Below are 14638 nucleotides of genomic sequence, written 5' to 3'. Positions count from 1 at the left end.
CGGGGTGAGTAGATGCTAATTTACACTGATAGGAAAAAATGTCAAATTCTGGCGCGGTAAACGGGTTCCCGATTAGGCTTCTTGCTGCGCAAGGCGGAGGTGAACTTTTCTGGCGGTGTTTTTGATGATGAAGAAAGCGATTGTAGCGAATACGGTAGAGATGAGGAGGCCGACTGCCGACTCGATCAGGTGTTGATCGGTAGGTTCGCGGACCTGACTGCCGGTGCCAAGGTTAAACACCGTCCATCCCACTAAATTGATTAGTGCATGAATTACGATTACCGTTGAAAGCGATCGGGTTACGTGATATATGTACGTAAGGCCCAGCGACATACCAAATGTTGCCAGTGCGTATTTTGGCGTCGCGTGCATGGCCGAAAATAGCACGGCGGTCATCAGAAAGGCCACGGGAGTTGGAACGATCTTTTCCAACGTGGGAAATAAAAACCCTCTGAAGATACTTTCTTCCAGTATGGGGGCAATTACTACTACAGAAATAAACGCCAATACCCCCACCGGTCGAAATGGAAGATCCAACTGGATCGGAGCATTCGAAAAAACTTCCTGGGCAAGATTTAGCGTAGCGCCCTGCGCCAGGCATACCCCCAACATGAGCAGCAGGATTTTCTTGCTCAACCCTTTCGTTTCTGCCAGAGAAATCTTATCGAGCTCTCCGTACCGGTAGGCAAATACTACAAGCGGCCCGAATACCAGTAATTGGTACAGGATGACTCGGATCGGTGACGAAGGTAGCTGCAACCAGGTAATGGCGCCGTCAAAGATCCAGTACGCCAGGGCAAAAATAGCTAGTGCTGAAAGTATCAGTGTTCCTGCTTTCATGTCAGGTTTTGACTCTTTTGTGGTGATAGGTATGGGGGCTACAGGTATATCACAGGCTGACTACGCTCTCCGGTCCGGTAAGCGGCGGCGGGCGGTAGCAGTGCGACAGCGTGGCCGTCCGCTTAGCTAGCATACTTAGCGTCAGGCAGATGGTCCATGCTGGTAACCAAGGTTCAGGAGCGAGCGGGGTAGCGGACTTCGTGCACCACGAACAGGTACAGCGTCACTGCCAGCAAGACCGGACGGCTGACGGTGTCGGCTATTGCCGCGGCACCCTCCCCGGAATAGCCCAATCCGTACTCTAAGAGGGTAGCGGTGAGGGAGAACACCACCGGCGTAGCAAGCAAACCGATCACGAAGTACAGCAGGTAGCGTACGAAGCGGGGCAGATGGTGGATCCAGGCGATGGGCGCGGGTGTGGGGTCCGTCCGCTCCTCGCGGCGCTCTTGGGCGTATGCCGCAAATAGGACCGCCAGCAGTAGCGGTAGGTCCTCGTGCCATTCACTAAGCACCACGGCCGGATCGTAGGTGCCCCGCAGCAAGTCGGGCGAGTGGGAGAACAAATGGAGGGCCACGATAACGATCGCGGCGGCCACAACAGCTTTTAGGTACAACATTGCAGGCAAGGCCGCCCCGCGGGCGGCGGTTGGGTGATTTAATTTCTTGCTGCTGGGTGGGTTGGATTAAAATCAGCCGGGCTGGTGGGCGGCGGCGTTTTGGTAAAGATAGTGATTGAAGGCATGACCTGTGTTGCCGGCATTGCTTGGTGAAGCCAGTCAGCGTGATAATCACAGACTATGAGAAATGGGAACTGAAATGAGTGCATATCAGACATTTCTCCCCTAGTTTGTTGCAAAATGATACTGTATGGTGGATGTGCAAGGACTTAGTAATTAATTGCGCAGCGTTAAATTTTCGGTACTCCATCGACGGGTTGTTGGTACTTAATTTGTCGATTACAAAGATGCTTTAACCATTTAACAGTAAATATTCCCACCAAAAATGCTAAAAAAGCCAAAAATATCTGTTCTGGAAATTGAATAGAGTCCGAAGAACTGCCTCCATTTTGTTTGATAAATAGCCACGCAATCAAATTTAAGCCCATATGAAGAGAAATACTTAGGGACAATGATCGAGTCTTATAGTAAATGTAAGTTAATCCAAAACTTGAACCAAGTATCGCAACTGAATATTGAAGGTCACCATGAGCGATAGCAAAAATTACAGTAGTAGCAATTAATGCAGCTTTTGAAGAAGCTACTTCATCGATAGCTTGGTAAAATAGCCCTCGAAACATAACTTCTTCAGTAATTGGCCCGATGACAACGATGGAAAGAAACATAGTCCAAGACTTATATGAGTAAGATTGCTCTGGAAGGCCGGCTACGTTTCCATATAGACTTTTGACACTGGCAGAAGCGCTCAATGTTAGGAGCAAGACACAGCATAGCAATTTTATCCACGTACTGTAGTCTACGTTTGCAAACGTAAATAGCTTATTATCCAATAAATTAGATTTACGACCAATGACATATAGGGGGGTAAAAACTAGTCCTTGATATAATATAGTCTTAACAGGAGGTGAGGATATTTGAATTAATTGGAAAATACACGATGTAGTCCACGTAATAAATATATATGTGGATATTATGGCCAAAAGTAAAATCTCTCTTTTATTCATAGTATAAGGCAGCATTTATAAAAAATCCGACTGCGTTTTTAGCGCAGCCGGAGTAAAATTAGTTACCTGAAAACATCTTTCCTAGCCAGTTTCCAACGGCTATGAGTTCTACAATCTTTTCGCCAACCCAGTGACCGGCGGCGTTGCCGATTTCGTAGCCTGATTTAAGATCTTCAACTGCGCCGCCTCCATAGGTGGTTAGTTGAGTACTAATAGTGAGGTCAGTCATGATTCTATATTTATTAGGTTACCAGATTATTTTGTGTACTCTACAGCTTTTTCCCAAAAGCCTCTAACTAGGCCGGTAATAAAACCAGCAGTCCCCCCAACTAATAGATTGCCAGCCCGAATGTGCGCCTCCCGGTCGTAACCGGGATAGTAGCCGAAACCGCCGCAAATTTTTTGGATGTTGTTGCTAGATAATGAAGTCATGTGATAATGAATTTAGTGATGAGGTAATGAAAATAGTTTTAGATTTATTAAGGCCTAAGTATAGCCTCACTCCGCTCCCGCATCCGCTCCAGATACTCCTCCAGCGATAGGTTTTCGTTCCAGTCCAGGATGATGTGCGGTATGGAGAGGCAAGAGTCATCAGCGTCTTCGTAAAATTCAGAGGTTTTCATAGTGATGGTATTAGTGTTCACTCGCCCCGGCGAATGCAGCGCATTCGGCCGTGGCGGTGAACGGGTGGGGAATAGGTGATGGGTATAGGTGCTCCGGAAACGTTCCCGGATGATACTGCAAGATTAGGGTGGGTCAGTCCACTATTTGTGGACTGGTGTTAAATCTTGCGGTATACGTGAAAATGTCAGTCTTAAGGCGGGCAGCGTTCTGTCCGCTGATTCATACTGCAAGATTAGGGTGGGTCAGTCCACTATTTGTGGACTGGTGTTAAATCTTGCGGTATACGTGAAAAATGTCAGTCGTAGGGCGGGCAGCGTTCTGTCCGCCGATTCATACTGCAAGATTAGGGTGGGTCAGTCCACTATTCGTGGACTGGTGTTAAATCTTGCGGTATACGTGAAAAATGTCAGTCGTAGGGCGGACAGCGTTCTGTCCGCTGATTCATACTGCAAGATTAGGGTGGGTCAGTCCACTATTTGTGGACTGGTGTTAATTCTTGCGGTATACGTGAAAAATGTCAGTCGTAGGGCGGACAGCGTTCTGTCCGCTGATTCATACTGCAAGATTAGGGTGGGTCAGTCTACTATTTGTGGACTGGTGTTAAATCTTGCGGTATACGTGAAAATGTCAGTCGTAGGGCGGACAGCGTTCTGTCCGCTGATTCATACTGCAAGTTTAGGGTGGGTCAGTCCACTATTTGTGGACTGGTGTTAATCTTGAAGGTTAATAGTGGTTTGTTTCGTCCCCGGTACCTATCGTTGCGTAAATCACGGCAGGAGTCGGAAATTATGACTCCAGGAACCGATAGATATAGTCGCGAAACAGGTGGCCCAGTTGCCGGAACACCCAGCTGGTGGGGAGGGACAGCGCGCAGAAGGCAATCAGAGATAGGATATCTCGCTTATATTTTTTCATGAAGGAAGTATTTGACCTGGCATGGCAGAAGCACATCGGATGTGCAGGTGAGTAACGCGGCCCGCATAATTGGCTCCCGCGGGTATCCCGACGGCGAACCGTACAGCAGGCTGACCGAGCGGCTCGGTGATCCAGTGACCACAGTGAAGTGTGAATCTTGCATGGTACGTGGAGTAGATGATTGATCAGGAAAACGCCGAGGACCGGGCGGCCCGGGGCAGGGGGAGGGTGACGACCGTTGCCTCGTGCAGGGGCGTGGCTGATGATTTCCTTTCCGGTTGCTCCACCGCTACGAAACCTAGCTTAAGCTCGACGCTCTCGTAGTACGCGTATGTCTGTCGTTGATGACAGAAGTGCAGGGGTGCCCCCAGGTCCCGCAGTTCCGCCAGTAGCTTGAAGAGTTGGCTACGGGACACGTTAAGGCGAGCTGCGAACTGCTCCGGGGTGCCGGTCCGCCGGAATTTGATGAGGGAATGCATACGGCGTAGTTGTTCGAGGTGCTTTGAAATAGGCATATGGGAGGTGTGTTTAGGTATAGTGTCTGGCCCGGTGGTGGGCCGGTAAATTTTGGTCGTAGACAGCCGGCGGGCCGTAGGAAACGGGTGCAGCCCCCGCACCTGCGGCCGCGCCTTTAGGCTGCTAGTCGCTTGACGACCCGGCTCGGGAATTGCTTGTTCCAGAGCTCGCGGTAGGGGCCAAGGGTAGCAAGCAGTTCGTTGTGGGTGCCCTGCTCGGCGACTTTTCCGTCCTGCAGGACGACGATCCGGTCGGCGTCCATGATGGTACTGAGGCGGTGGGCGATGACGATGATGGTCTTGCCGGCGGCCCGCAGGCGGTGCATGGTCTGTTGGACGAACTCCTCGCTTGCGCTATCCAGCGCCGAGGTGGCCTCGTCCAGGATTAGGATATCCGGATCGCGGTACAGCGCCCGGGCGATAGCGATACGCTGCCGTTGCCCCCCGCTGAGGTTGGTGCCGTGCTCGCCTACGGGAGTAGCAAAGCCGGCGGGCAGCGACTCGATGAAGGGCAACAGGCCAAGTTCACGGCAGCTCGCAAGGATGCGCTGCATATCCGGCTCGGAGTCTCCAATGGCGATATTTTCCAGCAGGGTTCCGCTAAAGAGCATCAGTTCTTGGGGAACCACACCAATACGGGCGCGCAGGCTTTCGGTACTGACGTACGCCAGGTCCGTATCCCCGATGAAGATCTTTCCGCCGTTCAGGGGATAAAGCCGTTGCAGCAGGGCGGCGAGGGTGGATTTGCCGGACCCGCTGCCCCCTACCAGTCCGGTGATCTGTCCGGCCGGTAGCGTCAGGCTCAGGTTTTCGAATACCTGTTGCCGCGAACCGTAGCGGTAGGTCACGTCGCGAAACCGGATGTCGCCGATCAATTCGGGCGTGAGCGCCAGCGTCTGCGTGGCCTCCTCTTCGCCGTCCAGGTCGACGATCTCGAAAAGCCGGTCGGCCGCGATCAGGGCGTTCTGGATGGTCTTGTTCATCCCGATCAGCCCCTTGGCCGGCCCCGTGAAGTAGCCCACCAGTGCGTAGAAGCCCAGTAACTCCCCGGCGGTGATGGCACCCGCGATCACGTAGTAGCTCCCCACCCACAGCAGCAGGATGGTGAACAGCCGACTCACCAGTTCGGAGGCGTTGCCGCTGTAGATGGTAGTCAGACCGGACTGGTAGGTAGTACGCAGCAGGCGTACGAAGCGCGTTTCGGTGCGCTGGTTGGCGTAGTCCTCTAGGCCCAATTGCTTAAGGGTACGAATGCCGTTGACCGTTTCCACCAGTTGGCTTTCCAAGTCGGCGGAGCGTTCCATCAGTTCGCGCTCGCGGTTGCGATTGAGGCGGTTTGTGGCCCAGTATATCAGCACGTAGCAGGGAACGACCGTCAGCAGGACCAGCGCGAGCTTCCAGTAGTAGGTGAACATGAGCGCGAAGGAGAACACCACGATGAATACGTTCACCAGCAGGTTCACCGCCACGTCGTTGATGAAGGCGCGAATCTTCACGGCGTCGCCGATGCGCGAGATGATCTCCCCCGTCCGCATCGTATCGAAGAAGCGCTGCGGCAACCGTAGTAAGTGCTGATAGTAGCCCAGAATCAGGCGGGCGTCGATCAGCTGCCCGGAGCGGAGTACCAGCTTGGATTTCATGGCACCGATGAAGATCGCCAGGCCGAGCAGCACGATCATTGTCACGCTTAGCAGGTTCAGCAGCCGCAGATTCCGGTTGATGAGGACGAAGTCGGTGATCTTCTGCAGGTAGATGGACGTACTGAGCCCCAGCACCGTGTACACCACCGCCCCGAAGAGGGCCTGCAGCAGGGTCGAGCGGTGGGGCTGCAGCAGCGCCCGGAAGCGGGCCGCCGTGGAGGTCCGCCGGTCGCCGGTCCGGAAATCAGTGGTCGGGGCCAGCAGCAGGAGTACGCCGGTCCATTCCTCTCGCCACCGGGCCCAGTCCCGCTTCTCCAGGCGACCGCTGGCGGGGTCCATGACCTGCACGTGCTTGTCGGTCACCTTGTACACCACCACGAAGTGGTGCAACCGGCCCCGTACCACCACGTGTGCCACGGCGGGGAAGTCGGCCTCGGTTTTCAGGTGCTCCTCCTCGGCCCGCACGCCCCGGCCGCTGAAGCCGAGCTTCTCGGCGGCCTGCAGCAGGCCCAGCAGGTTGGTTCCCTTCTGGTCGGTGCTGGCCAGCTGGCGGATGCGGGCGATCGGCAGGCCCAGCCGGTAGTGGGCGGCGATGGAGGCCAGGCAGGCCGCGCCGCAGTCCGTGATGTCGTGTTGCTTGATCGTCGTTTTCATGGGCTAGTAGTAGGTGGGGTTGAGCCAGTCGTCCACGCGGTCGCGCAGCAGCTGGTAGAGGGTGCGTCGGGTGAGGGTGAAGTGGGCGGTGAGGGTCATGCCCTTGCGCAGGGTACCGCGGTAGCCGTTGGACAGGTAGAGGGCGCGGTCGTGCAGGGTGCAGAGTACGCGGAAGGCGGCCGCTCCGTCGAGCTCGGTCACGTCGGTACCGATTTCCGTCAGCGTGGCCGCGGCCAGGCCCCACTGCTGGTGGTCGAAGGCGTCGAGCTGCAACTGTACGTCCATGCCCTCCCGCAGCAGACCCACGTCGGCGGGGCTCACGAAGGCCTCCACCCGCAGCGGTCCGGCCGGCGATACCTGGGCCAGCAGCTGGCCGGGGGTAGCAAAGGCACCCGCCTGCAGGCCGCCGGTCTGGGTCAGTTCGCCGTCCACGGGGGCGGTGACGACGTATTCCTTCGCGCGTGCCCGGAGCTGCTCAAGCTGCCGGTCCAGGTCGGCCCGCTCGCGGCGCAGCCGCTGCCGGTCCTGGGTCCAGGCCCGCTGCTGTTGGTCGGTCAACTGCGCCAGTTGGCCGCGCAGCAGGTCGGCCTCGTAGGTGGCCTGTTCGGCGTCCATGCGTGCGACGGAGCCGGTGGTCAGCAACTCCTCCTGCCGCTCCCGGTGGCGGTCGGCGTGGGCCAGCCGCAGGCGAGCCTCGTCGCGGCGGCGGCGGTACTCGCGGTAGTCGCGCTGGTACACGGCGGTCCGCAGGCTGGGGTAGGTAGCGTTCGCGGTGGGGTCCAGAAGGGTTCGCAGGTCGGCCAGGAGCCGGTCTCGGTCGGCCCGCTCGCGGCGCAGGTGGGCGGCCTCGCTGCCGAGGGCGTCGGCGGCTACGATGAGCAGCGTATCCCCGGCGCATACCGCGGCGTTCTCGGCCAGGCGGGCCTCCAGGATACGGCCGCCGACCGGCACGGCTACGGGCGTGAGCTTGCGGTCGGGGCGCAGTACGCCGCGGCTGCGGGTCGTCACGTCGACGTGGATCAGCGGCAGGGCGGCGGCACCCAGCAGCAGGGCCAGCAGTACGGTGCGGTACACCGTGTAGCCGGTACGGCCGTGGCGGGCGTGGAGGCCCTCCACGCCGTCGTACAGGGCAAAGGGAAACAGACGGGGAGCGTCGATAGACACGGGGTGGGTAGTTTAGGTGTGAGAAGAAAGGATCAGGCGGCGGCACGCAGGTGCGGCGGATCGCCGGCGGCGCGGCGCGCGAGGCCCAGGGAGAAGGTGAGGAAGTGGTCGTCTTCTAGGCCGGGGTAGCGGCCCGGTGCCAGGTCGTAAGGAGCGTCGAGATCGAGGGCCTCGCGCACCCCGCCGGAGAGCGGTCCCGGTTCGGGAAGGAAAAGACATCCGTCGGACAGGTAGCGGCGGCGCAGAAAGGGCGTGAGTCCGGCCCGGTTGAAGTGGACCAGCAGCCGCCCGGTGGGGGCGTCGCGGCGGAGGTAGGCGGAGATGCGTTGCGGACAGGCGTCCGTCCGGAAGCGGCGGTCGTCGTACAGCCGTACCGCGCACACGCCGACGCCGCCGCAGTCGGGTTGCCGCGGTGATCCCAGGCGGACCTCGGCGCGGACGCCCGTGCGGCAGGCGGCCAGGTAGGCAGTGTAGGGGGAAGAAGCGTACATGGGGGATTGATAGGTGAGAAGGTGGGGGAGCGGTGCTCCCTAAGTGCTTGACAAAGTTCCCGGTACCGCCGCGGTCTTCCAAGGACGCTTTTCACCTCAGCGTTCCGCGCCTGCAGCCCGAATTATGGAAGTGTAATACGCGTACTTTTATGATTATCAATAAGTTGTGCAAAACGGGTTTTGGGCGCCCGGGGACCAGGTGCCGGGGGCAGCGGGGCCGGGCGACGAGCGGGGGCCTACGCCAATCCTTCCAAGTTCTCCTTGGGCGGTTCCGTAAATCGAGTGTTGCGGGGTGTTTTATTCGGAGATCGCAGGGGGCGTTTCCCTTACCTGCCGGTCGGGTGAGAATTGAAGCAATTTTTTTCGGTTCTGCTGAATCCGCTGCTGTCTCGGCCAACGTATCTGTCCGCGCAGCGGTGCCCCGGGCACCGCGCGATCGCTTCACCGTCGGGGGACCGGCGGTGAATACACCATGACCCATTACTCAGTACACGTGACCGATATTCTACCCTCCGCTTGGCGTGCGCTATTGCTGCTGCTCGTCGGCCACCGCCGTTCTATACCGCTCAGTGCCGGCAGGTCATTTCCCCATCTATCAGTTATCACGGGCCCCGGGCGCCCCACCGCCAAACTTACCGGTACACCGCTTTAGCCATCCTTGGTCCATGAATAGCGCCACGCCCGATCGCTAACCCGCCCGGCCCGCGGGAGCCTGTCGGGTCCGCGTACCACCGGCCGACGGCGTGCCACTACGAATACGACTGGTGAAGCAGTAACCTTCCGGTTACCCAGACTTTTACAGCGTTTCTCGCCCACTCCCGCTCCGTGCGGGGGTGGGTTTGCTATTCTTCCTCCGCCGACTGCAGGGTGAGGGCCACGAACTCTTCCACGCTCACCTGCTCGGGGCGGCGGCGGAATATCTCGCCCTCCGCGAGCGTGTCGGGGCGGAAGACGGATTTGAGGCTGTTGCGCAGCATCTTGCGGCGCTGCCCGAAGGCCGACTTGACCACGTGCTTGAAGCGGCCGTAGAGGTGGTCCGGTACCAGCGGCTCCTCCCGCCGCAGCAGCCGGATGACGGCGCTTTCCACCTTGGGCGGCGGGGCGAAGTTGCCCCGGCTTACGTTAAACAGCAATGACGGTTCGTACCGCACCTGCACGAGCACTCCGATGACCCCGTACACCTTGCTGCCGTGGCCGATGATCACCCGGTCGGCGACTTCCTTCTGGAACATACCCACCATCTCCGGGATCTGCCGGTAGTTGTCGAGCAGCTTGATCAGGATCTGGCTGGAGATATTGTATGGGAAGTTGCCCACCAGGCCGAAGGCTTCCCCGCCGAAGAGCCGGTCCAGGCGCAGCCGCAGGAAGTCGCCCTCCTGGATGCGGTCCGCCAGCTGCGGGTAGTGCACATTCAAGTAGGCCACCATGTCGCGGTCGGCCTCCGATACGGTCAGCGTGAAGTCTTCTTCCCGTTCCAGCAGGTACTTGGTGAGCATGCCCTGGCCAGGCCCGACCTCCAGGACGTGGTCGTACTTTCCGGTCCGCTGCAGGGCTTCGGCGATCTGCCGGGCGTAGTGCTCGTTGGTGAGGAAGTGTTGCCCGTAGGATTTCTTGGCGCGCATGGCGGCGAAGGTACGCACATCGGATGTCCCCCACATCCGATGTGCGGACTAGGCGCCAAGCCGCTCCAGCGCCAGCCAGGCCAGCAGGGCGCTGCCGGTGGTGAGACACCGCTCGTCGACGTCGAAGGTGTCGGTGTGTACCGGCGAGGGACTACCCACCCCCAGGCGGTAAAAACAGGCCGGCACGTGGTGGGTGTAGAAGGCGAAGTCCTCGCCCGTCATCCGGATCGGCAGGTCCACCACTTTGTCCTCGCCCAGCAGCTTGCGGGCGGCCGCCTGCGCCCAGTGGGTCAGCGGCTCGTCGTTCTTCAGGAAAGGGTAGCCGTGACCGATCTCCAGTTCGGCCCGTCCGCCCAGGGCTGCGGCGATGCCCTCGGCGGTACGGCGCAGGCGCTGGTGCAGTTCCTTACGCCAGGCCTCGTCCAGGGTGCGCAGCGTGCCCTCCAGCCGCACGGCGTTGGGGATCACGTTGGTGGCGCCGCCCTCGCTACCGATCTTTCCGAAGGTCAGGACCACCGGCAGGGTAGGGTCGCTTTCGCGGCTCACCAGCTGCTGCAGGGCGGTGATGACCTGGGCCGTGATCACGATCGGGTCCACGGCCTGGTGCGGCATGGCCCCGTGGCCGCCGCGTCCGTAGATGGTGAGGAAGAGCTCGTCCGTACTCGCCATGTAGATGCCCGGCCGGAAGCCCACGGTACCCGCCGGCAGCGGCGGATGCACATGTTGTCCGAACAGGGCCCCGGGCGCCGGGTCCTGCAGGGCCCCGTCGCGGATCATCAGGGTAGCCCCGCCGGGCAACTTTTCCTCGCCGGGCTGAAACAGCATCCGGATCGTTCCATTCAGCTTACCCTCCAGCTGCTTCAGCACCCGGGCCGCCCCGAGCAAAGAGGCCGTATGCACGTCGTGGCCGCAGGCGTGCATGACGCCCTCTCGGGTTGAGCGGTACGGAACCTCGTTGGCTTCCTGGATGGGCAGGGCGTCCATGTCGGCCCGCAGGGCCACGGTCGGGCCGGCCCCGCCGCGTACTTCCGCGATCAGTCCGGTGCCGGCCACCCGGCGGTGGGGCACTCCCATTTCGTCGAGCCGGCCGGCCACGTAGGCCACGGTTTCGTGTTCCTCGAAGCTCAGTTCGGGGTGGGCGTGCAGGTGGCGGCGGTCGGCGACCGACTGGGGGGTTGCCGCTTCGGCCAGGGCGCAGACGCGGGTGCAAAGGTCGTTCATCGGGGTAAAGATAACGGGCCCCTAGCCCGTCACCGGTCCGGACCGGCTTCCCCCCGCCGGAAGGCGTTGACGGCGAGGTGCGCTTGCCGCGTCGGCTCCGGCAGCTTGTGCCGCAGCAGGCAGTGCCGGGCGATGGCCAGGGCGCCCTCCAGGTCCAGCAGGTGCCCCGGAGACACGAAGATCGGGTTGGTCCGTGCCTTGGCCCGTACCGCGTAGCCGATCGTTTCCCCGTGATCGGTGATCGGGGTGGTCGCGCCGGGTTCCGCCCCGGGTTCCGCGTACTTGCCCGATAGGATCTTCTTGGCGCAACCCAGGGTAGGGGAATCGGTCGCCAGGCCGAAGTGGGTGGCGATGCCCATGCGGCGCGGATGCGCGATGCCGTGGCCGTCGACCATGGTCACGTCGGGCTTCGTCGACAACTTCTCCCACGCCTTAAGCAGGGTGGGGATCTCCCGGAAGGAGAGCAGGCCGGGCACGTAGGGAAAGGTTACCGTCTCGGTGTGGTAGGCCGATTCCACCACCTCCAGCGTAGCGTAGTCCAGCACCACGATGGCGGCGTAGAACACGTCCGAGTAGAGATTGAAGGAGATGTCCGCGCCCCCGATCCGGTGGACCGGTCCCGGCAGCGGCTGTAGCACGATACGCTCGCGCAGCTCGCGCTGCAGCTGTACGGCCTCCGTTGGCGAAAGGTCCCACAAGTGGTTTTGGGTAGCGGCCATGGGCTTGCTCATTCCGTGGTAATCTGCAGGATCCGACTACCCGGCACCAGCCGGTCGACGACATCCTGCCCCTCCATAACCTCGCCGAAGATGGTGTAGTTTCCGTCCAGGTGCGGGGTCGGACGGTGAGTGATGAAGAACTGCACGCCCTCCGTATCCTTCCCGGCACTGGCCATTCCTACCAGGCCGGCGCGGTCCCAGTGTAGCGGCGGGGTCTCGGTGCGTACGATGAAGTTTTCCGATCCGAAACCGTCGCCCCGCGGTCCGCCCCCCTGAGCCACGAAATTGGGCACCACCCGGTGAAACACCTTACCGTCGTAGTAGCCGCGTTTCGCAAGCTTCAGAAAACTGGACACCGTGGCTGGAGCAACGTCGGGCCACAGCCGGATGCGGATCACCCCCTCCCCGGTACGGATGCGGGCGGCGGGGGCGGGCCCGTCCGCCAAGCGATCCCAGTCGATCTCCCGCGCCCCCGCCGCGGTGGCCGGCGGTTCCGGTACCTGCGTTTCCGCCAGGGTGTTCCGGGCCGCCAGTACTTCCCGGTACGTCTCGATCTGCCGGGGCAGCTCGAGGCGCGCCAGCGCGCTATCTAGCCAGGCCACCTCCGGGAACGCGGCCCGGTAGGCCCCGGGGGAGGTCGCCAGGGCCAGACCGGCGTGGTAGGCCGGACCGGCCTCGCCGGATTCGATCAGCTCGCGCAGTAGTTCTGCCAGATCCGTCCGTACCCGGCCCGCGCTGCCCCGGAAGAAGTCCTCGAAGTCCTCCCGCTCGCTGATGGACTGCAGGGTTTCCGCTACCGCCGTGCGTACCACCGGGGAATCGGTATCCCGGTAGTGCTCCGCGAGGATGCGGTACATCCAGGGAAATTCTCCCATGGCCCGCAGGGCCGCCGCGCGGTGGTACGGGTCGGTGTCTTCGGCGTAGGTGGTCTGCAGGTTCGCGATGATGCGGTCCCGGTAATCGGTCAGGAAGGGAGACAGGTGGCGGTTGGCCGCCCGGTAAAGTTCGATCCTTAGTTCCGGGGGCAGGTCGTCCTCCGCCAGCTGGAGATAAAGTGGCGCGTCAGCGGCAGTCCCGTGCTCGATCAGGTAGTCGGTGGCGGTGCGCGCCACCAGCGGGTGGGGATCGCGCAGGGCCTCGACGACCGACTCCCGTACGGCCGCGTATTCGAAACCGGCAAAGGCGCGCAGGACCTCCACCCGCGTGCGCCAGTCCTCGCTGCTCTCGTAGTAGGCCAGCAGGGCGACCCGCGCCGGCGGCAAACCTGTCCGGCCGAGGCTACGTATCAGGCCCATCGCCACCACCGGATCCTCTTCGGCCCGGAGCTGCTGCCGCAACCTGCGCTCCGCCGCCGTATCAACCGGGAAGTCGATGCGGTAGAGGTAGTGGGCCGCGGGGTGACGCACCTCCGCCGGTAGCCCGGGATCGAGCACCGTGGCCAGCATCAGGTCGTCACCGCGTTTTGTGCGGACCCCGCGCAGGGCGCCGTAGTACAGCCCCCACCGCTGCCCCGCCTGCAGGACGGTGTCGGTGGCCGTATAGGTAGCGGCACCCGCCAGCTGCTCTAGGCGGGTAAGGTCGCCGGTGCGCCCCGTCGCCTGCAGTACCGCGGCGTCAAAGTCGGGATAGGCCCCCGTGCGGTCGAAGGCCGCCGTGAGCGCACCGGCGAGTTCGGGGCGGCCGGTCTGACCGAGGGCGTATGCGACCTGCGTCCGCACCGCCACGGCGGGATCGTCGAGGCGCGACAGCAGGGTATCCACGGTCCGGTCGGAAAGGGTAGGGAAGCTGCCCAGTCCCCTCGCGGCCAGAAAGCGCAGGTCGGTCCGGTCGTGCGCCAGGTAGGCTGCCAGACTGTCTTCGGCCCGGTGGTTCTGCAGGTCATATACCCGCTGCACCAGGGAATCGGCCAGGTCCGTCGTAACGGCGGTATCCTCGGCGGGGCCGGACGGCGGGATGCAGGCGTGGCAGACGGCGCAGAGTAGCAGGACGGTGGCAAGACGGTAGGGCATACCGTAAAGGTACAATAGCCCCTGCGGGGCCCGATCCTCGTTGCGGCTTCCTACCTTTGCGCGCCCCAACCCCTGTGCCCCATGATCCAACGCATCCAGTCCGTCTTCCTCGCCCTCGGCGCGCTCTGCTCCTTCGGCCAGTTCGGAACCGACGCCGCCGAAACGCCCACCCCCGTTCCGGGTAGCGAGGTCTTCAGCGATGCCCAGTTCAATATTTTCGACAGCCCGATCCTGATCGGCGGCGTGGTGGCCGCCGGACTGCTGCTGCTGGCAGGGATCTTTCTGTTCCGTAACCGCCGGCTCCAGACCATCCTGGCGCGCGTGGCGCTCATCATAACCATCGCTTACGTAACCTTCGGGGGCGTCCTTTATTCCGGTGCGGTCGGTACGGCCCAGGCTTCCGCCGATTTCGGCATCGTCCTGCCGGTGCTGGCCATGATCTTTGCCGTCCTCGCGGCGCGCTACATCCAGAAGGATGAAAAGTTGGTACGCAGCGCGGACCGGCTTCGGTAACGTAATTATATTGTGGGAACATTCACCACC

At 61.0% G+C, this 14638-nt stretch carries 14 protein-coding genes; 1 reads left to right on the top strand and 13 read right to left on the bottom strand.

Features of this window, described 5'->3' with window-relative positions:
• Positions 1 to 72 precede the first annotated feature (72 nt).
• From DQG19_RS04575 to DQG19_RS04525, 13 genes are all read right to left on the bottom strand, one after another.
• A complete protein-coding gene (locus DQG19_RS04575; RefSeq protein ID WP_116125007.1) occupies positions 73 to 840 on the bottom strand; it encodes a CPBP family intramembrane glutamic endopeptidase in 768 nt (255 codons plus the stop codon).
• A gap of 173 nt (positions 841 to 1013) precedes the next feature.
• Positions 1014 to 1436: a hypothetical protein gene (locus DQG19_RS04570; RefSeq protein ID WP_116125006.1), complete on the bottom strand. Its 423-nt coding sequence runs from the start codon at positions 1434 to 1436 to the stop codon at positions 1014 to 1016.
• A gap of 311 nt (positions 1437 to 1747) precedes the next feature.
• A complete protein-coding gene (locus DQG19_RS20745; RefSeq protein ID WP_157974309.1) occupies positions 1748 to 2182 on the bottom strand; it encodes a CPBP family intramembrane glutamic endopeptidase in 435 nt (144 codons plus the stop codon).
• Between the two features lie 397 nt (positions 2183 to 2579).
• Positions 2580 to 2750 (bottom strand): hypothetical protein, encoded by a 171-nt coding sequence (locus tag DQG19_RS20740; protein WP_157974308.1) that lies wholly within the window; start codon positions 2748 to 2750, stop codon positions 2580 to 2582.
• A gap of 1181 nt (positions 2751 to 3931) precedes the next feature.
• The gene (locus DQG19_RS21450; protein ID WP_255418711.1) at positions 3932 to 4060 is read right to left on the bottom strand and encodes a hypothetical protein; all 129 of its coding nucleotides are present in this window, start codon (positions 4058 to 4060) and stop codon (positions 3932 to 3934) included.
• 185 nt (positions 4061 to 4245) lie between these two features.
• On the bottom strand, positions 4246 to 4539 hold the full coding sequence (locus DQG19_RS04560; RefSeq protein ID WP_157974307.1) for a hypothetical protein: 294 nt from the start codon (positions 4537 to 4539) through the stop codon (positions 4246 to 4248).
• A 152-nt stretch (positions 4540 to 4691) separates the two neighbouring features.
• On the bottom strand, positions 4692 to 6869 hold the full coding sequence (locus DQG19_RS04555) for a peptidase domain-containing ABC transporter (RefSeq protein WP_116125003.1): 2178 nt from the start codon (positions 6867 to 6869) through the stop codon (positions 4692 to 4694).
• Between the two features lie 3 nt (positions 6870 to 6872).
• On the bottom strand, positions 6873 to 8033 hold the full coding sequence (locus DQG19_RS04550; RefSeq protein WP_116125002.1) for an HlyD family secretion protein: 1161 nt from the start codon (positions 8031 to 8033) through the stop codon (positions 6873 to 6875).
• 32 nt (positions 8034 to 8065) lie between these two features.
• On the bottom strand, positions 8066 to 8524 hold the full coding sequence (locus DQG19_RS04545) for a hypothetical protein (protein WP_116125001.1): 459 nt from the start codon (positions 8522 to 8524) through the stop codon (positions 8066 to 8068).
• An 842-nt stretch (positions 8525 to 9366) separates the two neighbouring features.
• Positions 9367 to 10146: a 16S rRNA (adenine(1518)-N(6)/adenine(1519)-N(6))-dimethyltransferase RsmA gene (rsmA, locus tag DQG19_RS04540; RefSeq protein WP_116125000.1), complete on the bottom strand. Its 780-nt coding sequence runs from the start codon at positions 10144 to 10146 to the stop codon at positions 9367 to 9369.
• Between the two features lie 48 nt (positions 10147 to 10194).
• A complete protein-coding gene (locus tag DQG19_RS04535) occupies positions 10195 to 11367 on the bottom strand; it encodes a M20 family metallopeptidase (protein ID WP_116124999.1) in 1173 nt (390 codons plus the stop codon).
• Between the two features lie 29 nt (positions 11368 to 11396).
• Positions 11397 to 12098 (bottom strand): deoxyribonuclease V, encoded by a 702-nt coding sequence (nfi, locus tag DQG19_RS04530; RefSeq protein ID WP_198661648.1) that lies wholly within the window; start codon positions 12096 to 12098, stop codon positions 11397 to 11399.
• The gene (locus DQG19_RS04525; protein WP_116124998.1) at positions 12095 to 14095 is read right to left on the bottom strand and encodes a peptidylprolyl isomerase; all 2001 of its coding nucleotides are present in this window, start codon (positions 14093 to 14095) and stop codon (positions 12095 to 12097) included. Before DQG19_RS04525 ends, nfi begins: the two co-directional genes overlap by 4 nt.
• An 81-nt stretch (positions 14096 to 14176) precedes the next feature.
• Here DQG19_RS04525 and DQG19_RS04520 point away from each other — a divergent pair, with 81 nt between their 5' ends.
• A complete protein-coding gene (locus DQG19_RS04520; RefSeq protein WP_116124997.1) occupies positions 14177 to 14608 on the top strand; it encodes a DUF4293 domain-containing protein in 432 nt (143 codons plus the stop codon).
• Positions 14609 to 14638 lie beyond the last annotated feature (30 nt).

It is taken from the genome of Lewinella sp. IMCC34183 (assembly GCF_003390915.1).
Lineage (GTDB): Bacteria > Bacteroidota > Bacteroidia > Chitinophagales > Saprospiraceae > Neolewinella.
The sequence above is the reverse complement of the archived record's forward strand: the minus strand, read 5'-3'. Positions and strand labels throughout refer to the sequence as shown.